At 34.3% G+C, this 17,972-nt stretch carries 24 protein-coding genes; 18 read left to right on the top strand and 6 right to left on the bottom strand.

Going from position 1 to position 17,972, the window contains the following annotated elements; translation table 11 throughout:
* Positions 1 to 85 precede the first annotated feature (85 nt).
* The 7 genes from CBF37_RS08315 (at position 86) to CBF37_RS08285 (ending at position 7,480) form a co-directional block, all read left to right on the top strand.
* Complete coding sequence (locus tag CBF37_RS08315; protein ID WP_125984283.1) at positions 86 to 1,036, top strand: metal ABC transporter substrate-binding protein; 951 nt, start codon at positions 86 to 88, stop codon at positions 1,034 to 1,036.
* Positions 1,037 to 1,167: 131 nt separating this feature from the next.
* A complete protein-coding gene (gene gndA, locus CBF37_RS08310; RefSeq protein ID WP_125984282.1) occupies positions 1,168 to 2,595 on the top strand; it encodes an NADP-dependent phosphogluconate dehydrogenase in 1,428 nt (475 codons plus the stop codon).
* A gap of 179 nt (positions 2,596 to 2,774) precedes the next feature.
* The gene (locus CBF37_RS08305; protein WP_125984281.1) at positions 2,775 to 3,464 is read left to right on the top strand and encodes a response regulator transcription factor; all 690 of its coding nucleotides are present in this window, start codon (positions 2,775 to 2,777) and stop codon (positions 3,462 to 3,464) included.
* Positions 3,461 to 5,011, top strand: a complete 1,551-nt coding sequence (locus CBF37_RS08300; protein WP_125984280.1) for a HAMP domain-containing sensor histidine kinase — start codon at positions 3,461 to 3,463, stop codon at positions 5,009 to 5,011. The genes CBF37_RS08305 and CBF37_RS08300 overlap by 4 nt, the downstream gene beginning before the upstream one ends.
* 118 nt (positions 5,012 to 5,129) lie before the next feature.
* Positions 5,130 to 5,450, top strand: a complete 321-nt coding sequence (locus CBF37_RS08295; protein WP_420824171.1) for a putative DNA-binding protein — start codon at positions 5,130 to 5,132, stop codon at positions 5,448 to 5,450.
* A 14-nt stretch (positions 5,451 to 5,464) separates the two neighbouring features.
* Positions 5,465 to 6,895, top strand: a complete 1,431-nt coding sequence (gene ffh, locus CBF37_RS08290) for a signal recognition particle protein (RefSeq protein WP_125984278.1) — start codon at positions 5,465 to 5,467, stop codon at positions 6,893 to 6,895.
* Between the two features lie 60 nt (positions 6,896 to 6,955).
* Positions 6,956 to 7,480 (top strand): DNA topology modulation protein, encoded by a 525-nt coding sequence (locus CBF37_RS08285; RefSeq protein WP_125984277.1) that lies wholly within the window; start codon positions 6,956 to 6,958, stop codon positions 7,478 to 7,480.
* Here the strand turns inward: CBF37_RS08285 and CBF37_RS08280 are convergent.
* Entirely contained in the window at positions 7,464 to 8,015 is a 552-nt protein-coding gene (locus CBF37_RS08280; protein ID WP_125984276.1) for a GNAT family N-acetyltransferase, read from the bottom strand. The genes CBF37_RS08285 and CBF37_RS08280 overlap by 17 nt on opposite strands.
* A gap of 144 nt (positions 8,016 to 8,159) precedes the next feature.
* On the opposite strand from CBF37_RS08280, the gene CBF37_RS08275 reads away from it, so the two are divergent.
* The 6 genes from CBF37_RS08275 (at position 8,160) to rplS (ending at position 12,101) form a co-directional block, all read left to right on the top strand.
* Positions 8,160 to 9,614, top strand: a complete 1,455-nt coding sequence (locus tag CBF37_RS08275) for an amidase family protein (RefSeq protein ID WP_125984304.1) — start codon at positions 8,160 to 8,162, stop codon at positions 9,612 to 9,614.
* 84 nt (positions 9,615 to 9,698) lie between these two features.
* Positions 9,699 to 9,974: a 30S ribosomal protein S16 gene (gene rpsP / locus CBF37_RS08270; RefSeq protein WP_125984275.1), complete on the top strand. Its 276-nt coding sequence runs from the start codon at positions 9,699 to 9,701 to the stop codon at positions 9,972 to 9,974.
* Between the two features lie 12 nt (positions 9,975 to 9,986).
* Positions 9,987 to 10,247, top strand: a complete 261-nt coding sequence (locus CBF37_RS08265; RefSeq protein WP_125984274.1) for a KH domain-containing protein — start codon at positions 9,987 to 9,989, stop codon at positions 10,245 to 10,247.
* A gap of 113 nt (positions 10,248 to 10,360) precedes the next feature.
* The gene (gene rimM, locus CBF37_RS08260) at positions 10,361 to 10,885 is read left to right on the top strand and encodes a ribosome maturation factor RimM (protein ID WP_125984273.1); all 525 of its coding nucleotides are present in this window, start codon (positions 10,361 to 10,363) and stop codon (positions 10,883 to 10,885) included.
* Entirely contained in the window at positions 10,885 to 11,628 is a 744-nt protein-coding gene (gene trmD, locus CBF37_RS08255; RefSeq protein WP_125984272.1) for a tRNA (guanosine(37)-N1)-methyltransferase TrmD, read from the top strand. Before rimM ends, trmD begins: the two co-directional genes overlap by 1 nt.
* Before the next feature lie 125 nt (positions 11,629 to 11,753).
* A complete protein-coding gene (gene rplS, locus CBF37_RS08250; protein ID WP_125984271.1) occupies positions 11,754 to 12,101 on the top strand; it encodes a 50S ribosomal protein L19 in 348 nt (115 codons plus the stop codon).
* 133 nt (positions 12,102 to 12,234) lie between these two features.
* Here rplS and CBF37_RS08245 read toward each other — a convergent pair whose 3' ends face one another.
* The 4 genes from CBF37_RS08245 to CBF37_RS08230 form a co-directional block, all read right to left on the bottom strand.
* A complete protein-coding gene (locus CBF37_RS08245; RefSeq protein ID WP_125984270.1) occupies positions 12,235 to 13,371 on the bottom strand; it encodes a tyrosine-type recombinase/integrase in 1,137 nt (378 codons plus the stop codon).
* 351 nt (positions 13,372 to 13,722) lie between these two features.
* Entirely contained in the window at positions 13,723 to 14,934 is a 1,212-nt protein-coding gene (locus CBF37_RS08240; protein ID WP_206168055.1) for a hypothetical protein, read from the bottom strand.
* A 25-nt stretch (positions 14,935 to 14,959) separates the two neighbouring features.
* Complete coding sequence (locus tag CBF37_RS08235) at positions 14,960 to 15,382, bottom strand: ImmA/IrrE family metallo-endopeptidase (RefSeq protein WP_125984269.1); 423 nt, start codon at positions 15,380 to 15,382, stop codon at positions 14,960 to 14,962.
* 6 nt (positions 15,383 to 15,388) lie between these two features.
* The gene (locus CBF37_RS08230) at positions 15,389 to 15,769 is read right to left on the bottom strand and encodes a helix-turn-helix domain-containing protein (protein WP_125984268.1); all 381 of its coding nucleotides are present in this window, start codon (positions 15,767 to 15,769) and stop codon (positions 15,389 to 15,391) included.
* Between the two features lie 292 nt (positions 15,770 to 16,061).
* Here CBF37_RS08230 and CBF37_RS08225 point away from each other — a divergent pair, with 292 nt between their 5' ends.
* Together CBF37_RS08225 and CBF37_RS08220 are read left to right on the top strand one after the other, a co-directional pair.
* Positions 16,062 to 16,265: a hypothetical protein gene (locus CBF37_RS08225; RefSeq protein ID WP_125984267.1), complete on the top strand. Its 204-nt coding sequence runs from the start codon at positions 16,062 to 16,064 to the stop codon at positions 16,263 to 16,265.
* A 16-nt stretch (positions 16,266 to 16,281) separates the two neighbouring features.
* Positions 16,282 to 16,464 (top strand): hypothetical protein, encoded by a 183-nt coding sequence (locus CBF37_RS08220; protein ID WP_125984266.1) that lies wholly within the window; start codon positions 16,282 to 16,284, stop codon positions 16,462 to 16,464.
* On the opposite strand, the gene CBF37_RS08215 is transcribed toward CBF37_RS08220, so the two are convergent.
* A complete protein-coding gene (locus CBF37_RS08215) occupies positions 16,457 to 16,696 on the bottom strand; it encodes a hypothetical protein (RefSeq protein WP_125984265.1) in 240 nt (79 codons plus the stop codon). The genes CBF37_RS08220 and CBF37_RS08215 overlap by 8 nt on opposite strands.
* A 67-nt stretch (positions 16,697 to 16,763) precedes the next feature.
* Here CBF37_RS08215 and CBF37_RS08210 point away from each other — a divergent pair, with 67 nt between their 5' ends.
* The 3 genes from CBF37_RS08210 (at position 16,764) to CBF37_RS11870 (ending at position 17,724) form a co-directional block, all read left to right on the top strand.
* Positions 16,764 to 16,970 carry a hypothetical protein gene (locus CBF37_RS08210; RefSeq protein WP_125984264.1) on the top strand — a complete coding sequence of 69 codons (207 nt, stop codon included), beginning with the start codon at positions 16,764 to 16,766 and terminating at the stop codon, positions 16,968 to 16,970.
* A gap of 14 nt (positions 16,971 to 16,984) precedes the next feature.
* Positions 16,985 to 17,170 (top strand): helix-turn-helix transcriptional regulator, encoded by a 186-nt coding sequence (locus tag CBF37_RS08205; RefSeq protein WP_125984263.1) that lies wholly within the window; start codon positions 16,985 to 16,987, stop codon positions 17,168 to 17,170.
* A gap of 422 nt (positions 17,171 to 17,592) precedes the next feature.
* Positions 17,593 to 17,724 (top strand): hypothetical protein, encoded by a 132-nt coding sequence (locus tag CBF37_RS11870; protein WP_276309146.1) that lies wholly within the window; start codon positions 17,593 to 17,595, stop codon positions 17,722 to 17,724.
* Positions 17,725 to 17,972: the final 248 nt, after the last annotated feature.

Here is a 17,972-nt window from a genome sequence, read left to right as displayed (position 1 = left end):
AATGTTGTAAGTTTTTTAGATTAGTCAAGTAAACATGGAGAAATATAAAATAGTTAATGCATAATTTAAGTGAAGGAGAGTGTAAATGAAACGATTAAAATATATAGTAACTGCGCTGATACTCCTGGTCGTTATGTCAGCTTGCAGTTCGAATAAAGAGTCACGCGAGACAGAAAAAACATCTGATAAACTTAAAATTGTCACGACCTTTTATCCGATGTATGATTTTACTCAAAATATTGTTGGTGATGCTGGTGATGTTTCAATGCTAATTAAGCAAGGGGTAGAACCACATGATTTTGAACCTAGTGCTAAAGATATGGCGAAAATTCAAGATGCAGATGTTTTTATTTATAATTCTACAGAAATGGAAACTTGGGTACCCGATGTCTTAAAGGGAATTGACACATCAAAAGTAAAAGTTATTGAAGCATCCAAGGATATTAAGCTTTTAGAGGATCGTGAAAGTCATGATGAAGAGTTGGAAGAACATGAACGCGGGGAGCATTCACATGTATATGATCCACATGTCTGGACGGATCCGGTTTTAGCAAAGCAAGAAGTGGAAACAATTACTAAAAAATTAACCGAAATAAATAATACACATAAATCATTGATTCAAAAGAATGGCGCGGAATATGCTGAAAAATTGACGGAATTAGAACAAGCATATCAGGAGGCATTTAAAGATGCGGTTAATCGGAAATTTGTAACGCAACATCAGGCCTTTTCATATCTGGCTCATCAATACGATTTAGTTCAAATTCCAATTTCTGGTATTAATCCTGACCAAGAGCCAACACCAAAAGAATTGAAGCAGATTGAAGATTTTGTGAAGAAGGAAAAAGTATCGATTATTTATACTGAAAGTTCTGCTTCGTCTAAAGTGGCTGCGACGGTTTCAGCTGCAACAGGTGCAGAATTAAAAGTGTTAAATCCTTTAGAAAGCTTGTCTGAAAAGCAGCAAAAGTCTGGGGACGATTATCTATCTGTAATGCGTAAAAATTTAGATATGTTAAAATTGTCTATCAAATAATAAGAGTTTTTTGCAAGTTTATTTAATATGTTGTTAGTTTTTTTGAGATTTTCTCATTGTTTACTTATATTTTATTAAAAAATACGCTATAATAGTTTGGAATACTTTTTTAAAAACTAGGAGGTTAATTCATGTCAAAACAACAAATCGGTGTCGTTGGAATGGCGGTAATGGGAAAAAACTTAGCTTTAAATATTGAAAGTCGCGGCTATAGTGTGTCTATTTTCAACCGTACAGGATCGAAAACTGATGAAGTGATACAAGAACATAGTGATAAAAACTTAGTGGCTACCTATACAATTGAGGATTTTGTCAATTCTTTGGAAAAACCACGTCGCATTATGTTGATGGTAAAAGCTGGAAAACCAACAGATTTAACCATTCAAAGTTTGTTACCTCACTTGGATAAAGGCGATGTTTTAATTGATGGCGGTAATACGTTCTTTAAGGATACCATTAGACGCAATGAGGAGCTGGCTAGTTCAGGGATTAACTTTATTGGTACTGGTGTATCAGGTGGTGAAGAAGGTGCGTTGAAAGGTCCAGCAATGATGCCGGGTGGACAACGTGAAGCTTATAAATTAGTTGCACCAATATTTGAAAAAATTGCGGCTAAAGCAAAAGATGGCGAACCATGTGTCGCATATATTGGGCCAAATGGTGCCGGTCATTTTGTCAAAATGGTTCATAACGGAATTGAGTACGGAGACATGCAGCTGATTGCCGAATCTTATGATATTTTAACACGTGTTCTTGGCTTAAGTGTTGAGGAAACGGCTGAAGTATTTACTGAATGGAATCAAGGTGAACTAGACAGCTATTTAATTGAAATTACCTCTGATATTTTGACAAGAAAAGATGATTTAGGCACTGATAAACCGATTGTAGATGTGATTTTAGATGCAGCTGGTAATAAAGGCACGGGTAAATGGACGAGCCAAAATGCACTAGATTTAGGAACGCCATTACCATTAATTACTGAATCAGTCTTTGCACGCTATATTTCTGCCTTAAAGGAAGAACGCGTTGCAGCAAGCAAAGTTATTCCGCAAAAGGAAATCCCAGCGTTCACTGGTGATAAATTTGAGATGATAGAGAAAATCCGCAAAGCGTTATATTTCAGCAAAATCATGAGTTACGCACAAGGCTTTGCACAAATGAGAATGGCAAGTGATGAGTATAAATGGGATTTGAACTATGGCGAAATAGCTAAAATTTTCCGTGCAGGTTGTATCATTCGAGCACAATTTTTACAAAAGATTACAGATGCTTACGAAAGAGATGCAGATTTAAAGAATCTATTATTAGATAATTATTTCTTAAATATTACAACAGAATACCAACAAGCTGTTCGTGACGTGGTATCACTAGCTGTTCAAGCAGGTGTACCTAGTCCAACATTTTCTTCAGCAATTTCATACTACGATTCTTATCGTACTGCTGATCTACCTGCAAATATTATTCAAGCACAAAGAGATTATTTTGGTGCACATACTTATTTAAGAAAAGATCGTGATGGAGTGTTCCATTATGATTGGTATGGTGATGAAAATAAATAATTAGCGACGACATGAAAGGCTCTCAAGCCCGTTTGGTTGAGAGTTTTTCTTATGCGACTTGGATTATTTAATAATTATGTATGATCGAATATTCTAATGGCAATTAAATTAGAAAACGGTTATAATAATTTAAGTAATGATGAGTCTCTACTGAAAATATGGAAAGGCATGTGTTGAATATGTCAAATAGAATTTTAATTATTGAGGATGAAAAAAATTTAGCTCGATTTGTTGAATTAGAGTTAAAACATGAAGGATACGAAGCAGAGGTACATTATAATGGACGAACAGGACTTGAAGCCGCATTAGAGGGTGATTGGGAGGCAATTCTTTTAGATTTAATGCTTCCTGAACTTAATGGCTTAGAAGTGTGTCGTCGTATTCGCCAAGTGAAAAACACACCAATTATTATGATGACGGCTCGTGACTCAGTTATCGACCGTGTATCAGGGTTAGATCACGGTGCAGATGATTATATTGTCAAACCTTTTGCTATCGAAGAATTATTGGCACGTTTACGTGCGCTATTACGTCGTATTGATATTGAAGGCGATAAGAATATAACGAAACAAACAACCTTAACTTATCGTGATTTGACAATTGAAAAAGAAAATCGTGTGGTTCGTCGTGGTGAGGATATTATTGAGTTAACAAAGCGTGAATATGAATTATTGTTAATTTTAATGGAAAATATCAACGTTGTATTATCACGTGATGTTTTGTTAAATAAAGTGTGGGGCTATGAAATTGAAGTGGAAACGAATGTTGTTGATGTGTATATTCGTTATCTACGAAATAAAATTGATGTTCCTGGAGAAGATAGTTATATCCAAACAGTCCGTGGTACTGGGTATGTGATGCGATCATGATTAATTTTATCAAAAATATCACACACTCATCGAAACTATCGCTGAAGTCAATTACACTAAAATGGACATTGCTAACAGCTTTGTCCATTTCTATTTTATTAGGGATTTTTGGATATGTGACCTTTCAAATTTCTAGTAATGTGTTGATTAATGAAGAAAAAAATAATTTTACACGAACTATGGACGAGGTGTCCAGTCGACTGGGACGTTCTCGAGATGTATTAACATTGAGTAGCTCTGTCTTTTATTTAAAAGAAACAGCTGGGGACTTTATGGGAAACACATATTATGATCGTGAAACTTTGGAGTCAAACTTAATGAATTTAAATACATTTATTTCTGAACTGTCACAACCAGAATTGAATGTTAAAATCTACAGTGATACGGGCTTATTGTTATTTGAAACAAAGAATTTTTATTTACCATTTGATAAAAATAATAAGAACAATATGACGATAGATACATTTAATAATCGAGCGGGCTTATTTTTGATGAAACCAATTTATTCAAAAGAAACTAATAAATTAGTTGGGTATGCGCAAGGATTTTTCGAACTTAATAGTTACTATTCTGTTCGGGAAGATTTGTTTAAAACACTAGTAACAATTGCAGCTGTAGGTATCATTGTTGGGGTTATTATAAGTTTCCTTCTTTCGTCATATTTTACTTATCCGCTTCGAAAGATGGCAAAAACAATTAATGAAGTTGAAGAATTCCCACTAACAAACGTTAGAATGCCCGTACCAAAGGGAAATGATGAATTGGCAGATTTGGCTAACGCATTTAATCTGATTCTTGGTCGTATGCAACTATTTATTCAGCGACAGCAACAATTCGTCGAAGATGTTTCACATGAATTACGTACGCCAGTTGCTGTTATTGAAGGTCACTTAAACTTATTGAATCGTTGGGGAAAAGATGACCCACAAGTTTTAGACGAGTCTTTGGAGGCTTCATTGCAGGAAATTATCCGGATGAAAAGTTTGGTGCAAGAAATGTTGGATTTATCTCGTGCTGAGCAATCAGAATTTCATTACAAAGATCGTGTGTCTAATGCTAAAGAAGTTATTCATACAACCGTTAATAATTTTAGAATGCTTTACCCTGAATTCACTTTTAATTTAGACGATGATTTATCGCGGGAACGTCAAGTGAAAATTTACAGAAACCATTTTGAACAGATTTTAGTTATTTTACTTGATAATGCAGTTAAATACTCGAATGATCGCAAAGAAATACTTATTTCAATGAGCAAATCACATAAATATTTAGAAGTTATGGTTCAAGACTTTGGTGAAGGGATATCCCCTGACAATGTTGAGCAGGTATTTAATCGCTTTTATCGTGTAGATAAAGCAAGGGCGCGACATACTGGTGGCAATGGTCTAGGATTATCAATTGCTTCACAACTCGTTGATAATTATGAAGGACAAATAAGTTTAAAAAGTGTTCTTAATCATGGATCTGCTTTTACTTTTTATATTCCGTTGGTTCCAGACGAACAGATTAAAACAGATGAATTAACTGATAAAAAAAAGTCTCAGTGATCTGAGGCTTTTTTTTCTTGAATGTCAACAAACTTATAAAGTTATGCTATAATATTATGGACTGAGTTTTGTCCGATGAAATGGAGGGAAACTAGTGGAAATTGAAAAAACAAATCGCATGAATGCGTTGTTTGAATTCTATTCAACCTTATTAACGGTAAAACAAATGAACTACGTAGAACTTTATTATGCGGATGATTTTTCATTGAGTGAAATAGCTGAAGAATATAACGTTAGTCGTCAAGCGGTTTATGATAATATTAAACGTACGGAAAAACTACTTGAAGAGTACGAACGTAAGTTGCACTTATATTCTAATTATGTTGTGCGCAATGAGTTAATTGCAGAAATCAAACTAGGATTATCAGGACAACCAATAGATAAAACAAATATTTTTGAATTATTAGATTGTATTCAGGAAATCGAAGAAAATTATTAGAGGGGTAATTATATATGGCTTTTGAAAGTTTAACAGACCGTCTTCAGGTCGCAATGAGTAAGTTGAAGAAAAAGGGTACAGTTCGTGAAGAAGACGTAAAAGAAATGATGAGAGAGATACGTCTAGCTTTATTAGAAGCCGACGTTAACTTGCAAGTAGTACGTGGTTTTACTAAAAGAGTTGGTGAACGTGCTGTTGGTATCGAGGTTTTAGATTCACTTAACCCCACTCAACAGATAGTTAAAGTTGTCGATGAGGAACTGACGAAAGTATTGGGTTCAGAAGTCTCTGAACTGAATAAGTCGCCAAAAATACCAACAATTATTATGATGGTCGGTTTGCAAGGTGCTGGTAAAACAACATTCGTTGGTAAACTGTCCAACTATTTAAAGAAAAATAATAAGGCACGCCCATTACTTATCGGAGCTGACGTTTATCGTCCTGCTGCGATAGATCAATTAAAGGTTATTGGCCAGCAATTGGATATTCCTGTTTTTGAAATGGGAACAGATGTTGATCCAGTGGAAATTGTCAAACAAGGATTGGAACAAGCAAAACAAAATAAAAATGATTATGTGTTTATTGATACAGCTGGTCGTCTACATATTGATGAAAAATTAATGGATGAATTGAAACGAATCAAAGACTATGCTCAACCAAATGAAATCTTACTAACTGTCGATGCTATGACCGGACAAGATGCAGTAACTGTGGCACAAAGTTTTAATGAGCAATTAGATATAACGGGAATAGTATTAACTAAGTTGGACGGTGACACTCGAGGCGGGGCGGCACTCTCAATCCGTGCGGTAACAGGTAAACCAATTAAGTTTATTGGTACTGGTGAAAAACTGACAGATATCGAAGTATTCTATCCAGATCGGATGTCTAGTCGTATTTTAGGTATGGGCGACATGTTAACCTTGATTGAAAAAGCTCAACGAGAATATGATGAACAACAGGCTGAAGATCTAGCCAAAAAAATGCGAGAGAATACATTTAACTTTAATGATTTTATTGAACAGCTTGATCAAGTTATGAATATGGGGCCATTAGAGGATTTGATTAAAATGATTCCAGGGATGAATAATGTTCCTGGTCTAGATAATCTGCAAGTCGATCCTAAAGATGTTGCCCGTAAAAAAGCGATTGTCTTTTCGATGACACCGGCTGAACGTGAGAATCCAGAACTTTTAAATCCTAGTCGTCGAAGACGGATTGCCGCTGGTTCGGGTAATAGTGTGGTTGAAGTCAACCGTATGATTAAACAGTTCAACGAATCACGTAAAATGATGCAACAGATGTCTAAAGGAAATATGCCTGCCGGAATGGAAAATATGATGGGTGGCGGAATTCAAGGTAAATTAGGCAAAATGGCTATGAATAAAATGATGAAAAAAAATAAGAAAAAGATGAAAAAAAATAAAAAGAAAAAGAAAAAATAAGAGTTCAGGTCTTGCCGTGAGTAACAGTAAGACCTGATTTTTTTTTAGGGAGGTTATCAGATGAAGATTGCTATTTTAGGGTATAGCGGCAGTGGCAAGTCAACGCTAGCACGCTTGCTTGGTGAAAGTTACGAGATTCCTGTTTTGCATTTAGATACTGTCCAATTTGAACCTAATTGGCAAGTTCGTGATTGCTTAGAAGCTCAAAAAATAATTAAACAATTTATGATAGAACACCAACAGTGGGTGATTGATGGTAATTATTCAACGTTTCTTCAAAAAGAGCGCCTGAATCAAGCTGATATAATTATTTATTTAAATTTTTCACGTTGGCGGTGTTTGTACCGTGTCAGTAAACGTTATCAAAAATATCGAGGGACAAACCGACAAGATATGACGGAGGGCTGTGAGGAAAAATTAGATAGTGAATTTATTTGGTGGGTTCTGTATGAAGGGCGGAAAAAAGCTGCTCGTCTCCATTACAAGCAGCTCAGACACGATTATTCAGAAAAGTTTATTGAATTTAAAACACCGCGACAATTAACATCGTGGCTGACACAACAGGGTATCATTCTAGATGAGTAGCCTGCCACTCTTCTCGGAGTATGCCATAGCGGATTGAATCGTAGTGGACATCGTTTACTACACGCACTTTACGAATACGTGCTTCTTGTGTCATATTTAGTCGTTCGCCAATTGCCATCATACCTGTATTTCCTGACCAAGTTGTAAAGCCGACTCGTGTAATGTCTGGCAGTTCAGTGAAAAGATGATTTATCCATAACGCGATAGCCTGTTTGCCAATACCTGAATTCCAGTAAGCGCTGTCGTAAATACAGATACCAAACTCCAGCCAATTTTTCATTAAGCCATCGTCCCAATAGGCAAAAACTTGACCGATAATTTGTTCGTCGTATTCTATAACAGCTGACAGCGGAGAATCAACAAAATAAGCATGCGCTTCATGCCGATAAGCTCCCAGCTCCAAAATCGGATCATTAAAATATGGTCCATTCCACTTCATCCATTCCAAGTCATCATTGTAGGCAAGCTGCCACATTGGACAGATATCGCTAACTGTATAAGAACGCAAAGTGAGATTGTTGTTAGCTATCAGCATGTTGTCACTCCTTATTTAAAACAAAATTGTATATAATTTTGTTTTATCATATTCTAAAGCAGATTGAGTATTTTTTATTTCTTTAATTGTAAAGTATCTTAAAAAGAATGTACACTATAAAAAATGAAAGGAGTTGTTAAATTGATCAAAGATGCTACGTACTATGCACAGAAAATTAAAAGAAAAAAAATATCAGCACAAGAACTTATGATAGAAACGGTGACACGTGCGCATGAAATTAATACATTAAATGCTTTTGTAGAAGTTAATCAAGAGTTAGCGATGAAACAATTGGAGATACCAATTTCAAGTGTATCATCAGCCCCATTCAGCGGTGTTCCGATAGCATTGAAGGACTTAGGTCAAGCCAAAAAAGGTTTCAGACAAACTTTTGGTTCACGCCTGTTCAAAAATTATCGAGCAAAAGAAACTAATAATTTTGTTCGCCAAATTGAGTATGCTGGATTTATCCCTTTCGGAGTAACAACCAGCCCAGAGTTTGGATTTAAAAATATAACTGATGCTTTATTATACGGTCCAGCAAAAAATGCTTGGAATGATAATTTTTATTCGGGTGGCAGCAGTGGTGGAGCGGCATCAGCGGTTGCTTCAGGCGTAATTCCTTTAGCAGGTGCTAGTGATGGTGGGGGATCGATACGGATTCCTGCCAGTTTCAGCGGTTTAATCGGTTTTAAGCCGAGTCGAGGGAACATCGTTACCGGTCCTTCAAGTTGGCGTGATTGGCAAGGTGCATCAATCAATTTTGTTTTAGGTGTTTCTGTCCGTGATTTAAAGACATTATTTCCACTATTGGCCCCTAATAATCAGTGTTCGCCCTTTTTACGTCCTATTCCCCGTCTGCCGCATAGTAATAAATTACGTATAGCTGTTTGTATTGATTCGCCAATCGGAAATTTGGTATCTCAAGCAGCAAACCAAGCGACTATCGAGGCTGCTTCGTTTTTAGAGCAAGCTGGACATTCAGTTGAATTTATTAGGTATCCGATTGATGGCTCCCGATTGATAAGGAGTTATTATGAGATGAATGGCGGGGAAACGTCTGCTATGATGAAAAACATCTCAAATGACCTCAAACGTCAATTGACCATAAATGATATGGAACTTTCAACATGGACAATTTATCAATATGGTAAAAGATTAACGGCTGCTGACTATGTGTCATCATTTAGTGCTTGGGATGAAGCGACTGTCAAGATGGAAGATCTATTTGAATCCTTCGATATTTTTTTATCTCCTACGGCAACAGCCACTGCGCCAAGTATTCATACCGATTTTCAAAGTGATGCATTGCGCCTAAAAATGACTCATGCTGAGGATTTAAGCAAGATGGAGCTAGCTGATTTAGTTTATGATATGTTTGAAAAGGGTCTGTACCTGACACCTTATACTCAATTAGCTAACTTAACTGGTCAACCTGCAATCAGTTTACCGACATTTATTGCAGCTAATGGTTTACCTTTGGGGATACAGCTAATGGCAGCAAAAGGAAATGACGCATTACTTTTGGCTGTGGCTGAACAATTTGAAGCAGCTGATCATTTTAAATTACCAGCAGTTTATAAAAAAATAAATGTGTAAAGAAAAAACACTTTACATGTCATTTCAAATCTGATAAACTATGTCTTGTGTTTAAGAAAAGAAATATGTGGAGGTGCCAATATAATGGCAGTTAAAATTCGTTTAAAACGTATGGGTTCTAAAAAGAAACCATTTTATCGTATGGTAGTAGCAGATTCTCGTTCACCTCGTGATGGACGTTATATCGAAGTAGTGGGAACTTACAACCCGCTAATCAACCCAGCTGAAGTGACAGTTAAAGAAGACTTAATCTTAGACTGGTTATCAAAAGGTGCACAACCTTCTGATACTGTACGCAACATTTTATCTCGTGAAGGAATTATGAAAAAACATCACGACGCTAAATACACAAAAAAATAAGGTGGGATTTGAATGACTGATGCAAAAGATTTGGTTTTAACCATTGTCCGCCCGTTAGTTAGTCAACCTGAAAAAGTCTCTTTAGAAGTATCAGAATCAGATGCTTTTATGGAGTATAACCTTTCAGTAGCGCCTGAAGATATTGGGCGAATTATTGGTAAGCAGGGACGAGTAGTAACCGCTATTCGAACTATCGTTTACAGTATTCGTACAGATGAACCAAAACGAGTTCGTTTAAATATTTTAGAACATGCTACAAGTGAAAATGCGTAACAATAAAGCAGATTACGACTGACTTAGGTTAGTGGTAATCTGCTTTTTTTAAGTATAAAGGGCAATAACTATGAAACAATAGAAATTATTTTGAGAAAGAGGGCGTTAAACTGGTGACAGAAGAATACTTAAATGTTGGTAAAATAGTAAATACACAAGGTATTAAAGGCGAAGTCAGAGTTATTTCTAAAACAGACTTTGCAGACGAACGCTATCAAACCGGCAATAAACTATGGCTATTTCAAGAAGGTAAACCGAAGAAAGAATTAACTATTAAATCTCATCGTAAACATAAAAACTTTGATATTTTAAGCTTTGAAGATCACCCATGGATTAATGATGTCGAACACTATCGGGACGGGATTTTAAAAATATCTAAGGACGAATTAGGTGATTTAGAAGAGAATGCTTTCTATTATCATGAGATTATCGGATTGTCTGTTTACGACAAAGATGGTAATAAATTAGGCAGCATTAAAGAAATATTATCTCCGGGTGCAAATGACGTATGGGTGGTACAACAAGAGGGGAAAAATAAAAAGGATATCTTATTGCCATACATTGAGTCAGTTATTCTTTCAGTTGATGTAGCAAATGACAAAGTCGTTGTCGATATTCCTGAAGGGTTGATGGACTGATGAGAATTGATGTATTGACTTTATTTCCAAGAATGTTTGAAGGTGTTTTAAATGAGTCGATTTTAGGTAAAGCAATTGCTAAAGAACTGCTTGAAATTAATGTGACAAATTTTAGAGAGTATTCTGATAATAAGCATCAGCAAGTCGATGATTATCCATATGGTGGCGGTGCCGGTATGTTGTTAAAGGTTCAGCCGATAGATGATGCTTTAAAAGAAATAAAAAATATATCCAATAATCCTAGACCTCGCGTTATTCTATTAGACCCAGCAGGAAAACAATTTGATCAGAAAATGGCAGAAGATTTTGCGAAAGAACAAAATCTTGTGTTTGTCTGCGGACATTATGAAGGCTATGATGAGCGTATTCGTTCATTGGTAACGGATGAAGTGTCATTGGGTGATTACGTTTTGACAGGCGGTGAATTAGGTGCAATGGTCATGATTGATGCTACAGTACGTTTGCTTCCAGAGGTGCTAGGTAATGATGAATCAGCAAAGGGTGACTCTCACTCAACTGGTCTTTTAGAACATCCACAGTATACGCGTCCGGCAAATTATCACGGCATGGAAGTGCCACATGTCCTGACAAATGGTAATCATAAATTAATTGCTAAGTGGCAATTAAAAGAATCACTACGGCGAACATTCCTTAGACGACCTGATATGTTGGAAAGCATGGAACTAACGGATGAGATGATCGAACTCTTACATGAAATAAAAGTAGAAGAAGGTATTTTGTAAATAAAAGAACTTTACATGACTTTTTCTTTATGGTAAGATACCATAGTGAGTGAAAAACTCACCTATTACAATACTCCGCTGTGACTTGATCGTATGAGTATTTCGGAATAAGGAGAATGTGGAAAATGAATCCATTAATCGAAGCAATTACAAGTGAACAATTACGTTCTGATATCCCAGCATTTAGACCTGGAGACACTGTACGTGTCCATGCTAAAGTTGTCGAAGGTACTCGTGAACGTATCCAGTTATTTGAAGGTGTTGTAATCAAACGCCGTGGAACTGGAATCAGCGCAACTTATACAGTTCGTAAAATTTCTAATGGTGTTGGTGTGGAACGTACATTCCCATTACATACGCCACGCGTTGCTCAAATTGAGGTAGTACGCTTTGGTAAAGTACGTCGTGCGAAACTTTACTACTTACGCGCATTACACGGTAAAGCAGCTAGAATCAAAGAAGTACGTCGTTAATAATTCGTTATTAATATGGAAAGCACCCTATGAAAATAGGGTGCTTTTTGTGTATAAAGAGTTATTTAACTTGAGATATCCCTCGGTAAATCATCGATGAAAATGTATGAAAGGGGCAAAAAAGGGGCAGGCATTACAATTTTTCGATATCTGATTTCAGTTTATCTCTTACATCCTTTGTAACATGAAGATAAATTTTTTCTGTAATATCACTACTTTCGTGTCCAACTCTATCTTGAATAGTATAAAGAGGAACCCCTAATTCTGCTAATTTAGACACATGAGTATGTCTAAATATGTGACTGCTTAATTTTTTATTAGTCATCATTCTAGGTTCAACGTATGAACGTAAAAAAGAATTAATTGCTGATATCTGAATAGGAGTTCCTTTTATTGTGCAAAAAATAAATTCATTGTCCAGGTCTATATTAAGTTCGTTCATTTCTTTTAAAATAGAAAGGGATTTAGCAGATAAATCGACATTTCTCATACCTGCTATTGATTTAGTTGAATCGGATTTTGTTTGTTCATGAATCTTTTTTCCATGATATTCAAGTGTTCCATTAACAGAAGCATAGTAACTATCAGACTCTTTTTCATATACTATATCGTTGTTAGTCAAAGCAAGTGCTTCACCTGCTCTCATTCCATTAAGATATAACCATTTAAAGAGTAAAGCGTATCTTATATTCTTTGATTCTGTGATCTCAATTAATTCTTCATATTCATCATCTTCTAAAAAGAAAGTATCGATTGTTTCAAATTTTCTTCTTTTATATGATATTTCTACTTTTCTCATGGGTGATTCCTGTACATAACCATTTTTTATAGCGTATTTATACATTTGAGAAATTCTACTCTTAATAATTTTAACGTAGGCATTTGATAAATTTCGTTCATAAAGTAAAGTATCAAACGTCTTATTTAATAATAAGTGATCTATTTTAGCAAATTTATAGTTAGGACTGATTACTTCTTTTAACGTAATCATTGATTGAGTTGTTGCATAGTAAGTACTATTTTTTACTTGTTGTTCATATCTTATTAGCCATTCCTCTAAAACTTCTCCAAATGTTATTTCTGTATTAATCGATGTTGAATTATTGAGGATAGTAGTAATCTTTTTATTTAATTCTATTTCCGCTTCTTTTCTAGCTTGTCTGCTTTTACTATTGTAAGTCACGCTTATTTTTTTTGGTTTGTCTGTATACGGATCTTTGTATCTTTCAATATATTTATACTTTCCGTTCGGAAGTTTTTCCATCCACATTTGTATATTCCTCCTATTTCTAGTAAAATAGGGTATAGAAAAGAAGCCTATTTACTAGGTGATTTTTTTGTTTTAGCACTCAGTTCTCTTGGTCGGGGATAGAGTGCTATTTTTTTCTTGAAATTAGTAATAATTTAACTTATATTTATGTTAACAGCGGAAGGAGATAATAATTATGAGAAAAAAACTAACTAATTTTATTGTATATGTCACTTTTTTCCTCTTGTTTTTTACCTTGTCTCTGTTTATTTTAAACAATTCCATGATTACTAATGAGTATTTAATAGTCTGTATCTCGCTATTAATAGCAATACTATTAACTAGAAATTTTGAATTCAAAGTAAACTAATTCTAGGATTCTTTGTCTGAATTTTCATCTTTGTTAGATGAGTCTTTTTCAGATAGAGAATCTTTTTTTACTTCTTCTTCCATATTTTTTTCTATAGTATTAATTAGTTTTTGTGGTAATTTAATACCAAGTTCAGAAATAGGTACTTTTAATTCTTTTGCTAGATCACTGGCTTTTTTTAAATTTTCCAATTCTTTACTAGTGTTTTCTAACTTTTTATTTTTATTATTTTGATATCCGTTTAAAAATCCAGGAATTTTTATTGAACTTCCAAAAAATTTTAATTCACCACCATAAGGTGCAACTAAAATACCGGATAATAATGCAAAGCTAATAAGTCCCGCTGGAGCAATATTAGAAATTAGTTCGATGATTCCTTCAGATTGGACGTTGACTTTACTAATCACTTTGCTGTTATCATCTACAGATTTGTTTAATAAAGAATATTGGTAGATGAATTGTCCTAAATACTCACTGTCAATATCATTCGGTTGTGTAACACGCATTGATATGAATAATTGTTCATCTTGAATATAATACGGAAAAATAGCTCTGTTAATGAATGGCTTATAATCATTTATATTAGATAACGTTGCTTGTGCATAAATCATTTTATATAGTTTACTATCGGCTTCGTTCCTGTCGAAATAGCCAAACCACTTAACTGGCCATCGTTTTTTAAACTGAGATTTTTTATAGTTAGTTGTTAATTCTTGTTCTAACAGTTGATCATCAGTTAATTCATAGATATCGTCTATTATTTTACCTACTAATAAAAATTCTGAATTTTCGGAGGGTACCACGACTATATCATTTATTTTCAAATTATTTACAAACCTTAATAATTGACCTGCCCATGTTCCATATTGTTTTTCGGAAAGGATAGTCTTTTTTTCTTCCTGATTTTCTTCTAAATCTAAAAAGTCATCCAACGGACTTGAATTATCTTCTATTGGCACATCAGTATGAACAATTAATTTTTCTTTAAGTATATTTTTTAATTGTTCAGAAGAATTATTAGTCTTCTTAATATCGTCTAAAGTTATTTCATTCCATCCAATACCGACATAATCATTGATATTGAAATCAGTGTAAAACTGCCCTGATTTAGCGCGAACTAACCAATAATCTACTGATGAGTCTAATACAGGTATTTCGGATAAAGATTTTTTTAAAACATTTAACAAAATAGCCTCATTATTTTTTTCCGACATTTTCATTCCTCCATTTAAAGAATCTTTACATATACTCCAACATTTCTTCACTTACACCATAAACTCCAAGTTCTTTATAACTCTTAGCCACATATCCAAATTCTTCTGAATACATCATCTTTAACAACTCAATAGCAAATTCATTAGCTTCATGTTCCATCTTACTCTTAGTATTTTTACTTATAGAGTAATAACTAGCATATTCTTGGTGGTTAATAGCATGAAACAGCTCATGAGCGCATACCATAAAACGTTGATTACTATCTTTAAGTGATTGATCAAGTGTAATAACAGTTTCCTTCAACATAGTAGAACAGTGTCCTAAGGGTTTTTTATTGAAGTCTACATAATAAATATCAATATTAAGTAATTCCGCAATTACAAATGGATCATATGTATTGGCTAAGCCATAAAGACTTGTGATAGCAACTCTTATATTTTCTTTCAAGTGACATCACAGACCTTTTTTCTTTTGTAATTTTTCCCAGAAGATACCTGTTAAAACGTCTTTCACACGTTGCTTCTCGGAGTCAGATAGCTCCTCACCGCCATACGCCATATTGACATTTGAATCTAACATTTCCATTAAATCTAATACATCTTTTTCAGTCGCCCAATCCGGTGAATTGATAATAGAAGAATCATCAGTTCTTCCTAGTAAATAATCAACTGAAACATTGAAGTAGTCAGCAAGCTCTTCTAATCTCTCAGAAGAAGGATTTGTATTTTTCAGTCGATATAATACATTTTTACCATATCCAAGCTCATCTTCCACTTTATTTAAAGATTTTCCTTGTTTCTTAGCCAGTTCTTTTATTCTCTCAAACGTTGTCATATCAATAATCCTTTCGTTCAAGAAAAAATATTTAACAAAATATGTTAAAATTAGTTGAATAGATTAACAAATAATGTTAATATAATTCTTGTAAACAAGTTTAGTAACTAAATAGACAATAAAAAACTAGACTGATTATAAAACGCTATCCGCCAAGAAAGTGATTTAATCAATGTTTTTATGTCTTATTTAACTATGCTTTTATGTTAACATCTTGTGTTAAAAACGTCAACATGTTTTAACAATTCGTTGCTAAACTTGTTTTATGAATAATAAAGAAAGGAGTGGAAATATGACAGAAATTGCACAAATCACTCTAAAAGATAGAGAGAAAATAAAAGAGTTTGTCGAGAGTAACAGTTTTATTACCTATACAATGCTAGCTAATAGATTTGGAATTAGTAAAAGTTCAATGTCTCTAATTATTTCAGGTAAAGATACATCGGCAAAAGCAAATGGGATTATTGATGCAATTATCACGATGTATGAGTTGTAGGACAGGAGTTGTAGGAATGGAAATTGATGAAAAAAAAATAAACATATTTATAGATTTGCTAGATGGATTAACAGCGGCACAGTTTAATTTATTACAACAACATGCAGCTACCTTTTATTCAAGTCAACAAAGTAAGGTCACACTTACGAATGAAAATTTAAGAAAAATAAAAGATAACTGCAAAAATAATATTATTTAGCCACGATTTGGATATGACATGGAGCAATACGGTAATCGGCATTTTGATAGTGGATCATGATATATGGAAATTGATACAGTGTGTCTGCTTCATTTCTTTGGATTGGAGCCCATAATGATGCGTTTTCTTCCCACCATTGACTTGGGGAAACCATATTAGGTCCCATTACACAATTATCATCGTCGTTGAGACAATGCCAAGTACCGATTAGATTTGCATAAATATAAGTCATAGTAATCACCTCCTTTGAGGTAATTATATCAAAATAACAGACAACATAGCGTAGGAGGTGTTCGATTATGACAGTACGTCCTTGGTTAAGCAAAGAACAGTTTATGAAAAAATACGCAAAGTCAGATTCTACATATGCAAAGAGAACTGAAGAATTAAGAAAACATCCTATATATTCAGAAGCATATATAGCACCGACTACACAGGAAGTTTGGATTGATGAAAGCATTTATCAAGAATTTCTTATATGGAAACACCAAAATAAATTTAAGTGATAGGAGGGGTGAGTATGAAAGCATTAAAAAAATTACGTAGTTTATATAAATTAACGCAAAAAGATATGGCAAACAGGTTAGGCGTTTCATATTCACATTACATAAAATTGGAAAATGGTTTCGTAGGACCCAGCTTTAATCTATTGCAGACAATCAAAAGGGAATTCCCAAAGTTTGATATGAACGAGCTTTTTAAATAAAAAACCTACTCAGCCGTACAACTGAATAGGTACTAAATTTTTAAAGTCAACAAACAAGTGTACGCTTGCTTTCAATACTTCACTGGTATAGTTCCCAGCACTGCAATTGAAATAGATCCAATTCACTACTCCTAGGTAATGGTGTTCTTGAAGTTTTATGCATTCATATATGAGCTGTGCACTCTATGTTGAATGAGACAAATCTACCAAATTAACCAAAACCTTGCCTAAGTTTACGTCGCTAGCCGACGAGTGGGTAACAGGAGGAGTTACCAATTATGAATTCCAACCTATTGTGACACAGTAAAGTTCAAAAGTTTTGTCATAAGACATCACTCTCCCTGTGTAGAGATTTGAACACTTTAATTATATCAAATGTTTCTTTTTAAAGGAAATAAAAATAACGATGTAGGAGGCACAACATGGACTGGACTAAAAACAAACAAGCAGCGGATAAATGGTGGTTTGAAACAGGCTACTATCAATTTCTAGCAAAGCAACATATCGAAAAAAATGATACAAAAAAAGCCACACCACAGAAGCGGCATGACTAATTACATTATATAGATTTTAAAAGGGGGAAGTAATGGAAAATAGTTAACTACAGTACGACTTTACTATAACGTTAATCATTTTATTTTTCAAGGAAGAATACACGGGCATTTATTTGTTAAGTATAACAAAAAAGCCATACCATTTCCGTGGCATGACTAGTAAAAATGTATAGATTTTTAACGGGGATGTAATAGAAAATAGTTAATCTATGTACACGCTTACTATAACGCTAACTATTTTATTTTTC

This window comes from Vagococcus vulneris (assembly GCF_003950515.1).
Taxonomy (GTDB): Bacteria; Bacillota; Bacilli; order Lactobacillales; family Vagococcaceae; genus Vagococcus; species Vagococcus vulneris.
This window is presented reverse-complemented; position numbering and strand designations above follow the sequence as displayed.

Excerpts from the sequence above, each read along its gene's own strand:
- CBF37_RS08315 (WP_125984283.1), top strand. The coding sequence starts at position 86 with ATGAAACGATTAAAATATATAGTAACTGCGCTGATACTCCTGGTCGTT.
- gndA (WP_125984282.1), top strand. The coding sequence starts at position 1,168 with ATGTCAAAACAACAAATCGGTGTCGTTGGAATGGCGGTAATGGGAAAA.
- CBF37_RS08305 (WP_125984281.1), top strand. The coding sequence starts at position 2,775 with ATGTCAAATAGAATTTTAATTATTGAGGATGAAAAAAATTTAGCTCGA.
- CBF37_RS08300 (WP_125984280.1), top strand. The coding sequence starts at position 3,461 with ATGATTAATTTTATCAAAAATATCACACACTCATCGAAACTATCGCTG.
- CBF37_RS08295 (WP_420824171.1), top strand. The coding sequence starts at position 5,130 with ATGAATGCGTTGTTTGAATTCTATTCAACCTTATTAACGGTAAAACAA.
- ffh (WP_125984278.1), top strand. The coding sequence starts at position 5,465 with ATGGCTTTTGAAAGTTTAACAGACCGTCTTCAGGTCGCAATGAGTAAG.
- CBF37_RS08285 (WP_125984277.1), top strand. The coding sequence starts at position 6,956 with ATGAAGATTGCTATTTTAGGGTATAGCGGCAGTGGCAAGTCAACGCTA.
- CBF37_RS08280 (WP_125984276.1), bottom strand. The coding sequence starts at position 8,015 with ATGCTGATAGCTAACAACAATCTCACTTTGCGTTCTTATACAGTTAGC.
- rpsP (WP_125984275.1), top strand. The coding sequence starts at position 9,699 with ATGGCAGTTAAAATTCGTTTAAAACGTATGGGTTCTAAAAAGAAACCA.
- CBF37_RS08265 (WP_125984274.1), top strand. The coding sequence starts at position 9,987 with ATGACTGATGCAAAAGATTTGGTTTTAACCATTGTCCGCCCGTTAGTT.
- trmD (WP_125984272.1), top strand. The coding sequence starts at position 10,885 with ATGAGAATTGATGTATTGACTTTATTTCCAAGAATGTTTGAAGGTGTT.
- rplS (WP_125984271.1), top strand. The coding sequence starts at position 11,754 with ATGAATCCATTAATCGAAGCAATTACAAGTGAACAATTACGTTCTGAT.
- CBF37_RS08245 (WP_125984270.1), bottom strand. The coding sequence starts at position 13,371 with ATGTGGATGGAAAAACTTCCGAACGGAAAGTATAAATATATTGAAAGA.
- CBF37_RS08240 (WP_206168055.1), bottom strand. The coding sequence starts at position 14,934 with ATGTCGGAAAAAAATAATGAGGCTATTTTGTTAAATGTTTTAAAAAAA.
- CBF37_RS08230 (WP_125984268.1), bottom strand. The coding sequence starts at position 15,769 with ATGACAACGTTTGAGAGAATAAAAGAACTGGCTAAGAAACAAGGAAAA.
- CBF37_RS08225 (WP_125984267.1), top strand. The coding sequence starts at position 16,062 with ATGACAGAAATTGCACAAATCACTCTAAAAGATAGAGAGAAAATAAAA.
- CBF37_RS08220 (WP_125984266.1), top strand. The coding sequence starts at position 16,282 with ATGGAAATTGATGAAAAAAAAATAAACATATTTATAGATTTGCTAGAT.
- CBF37_RS08215 (WP_125984265.1), bottom strand. The coding sequence starts at position 16,696 with ATGACTTATATTTATGCAAATCTAATCGGTACTTGGCATTGTCTCAAC.
- CBF37_RS08210 (WP_125984264.1), top strand. The coding sequence starts at position 16,764 with ATGACAGTACGTCCTTGGTTAAGCAAAGAACAGTTTATGAAAAAATAC.
- CBF37_RS08205 (WP_125984263.1), top strand. The coding sequence starts at position 16,985 with ATGAAAGCATTAAAAAAATTACGTAGTTTATATAAATTAACGCAAAAA.
- CBF37_RS11870 (WP_276309146.1), top strand. The coding sequence starts at position 17,593 with ATGGACTGGACTAAAAACAAACAAGCAGCGGATAAATGGTGGTTTGAA.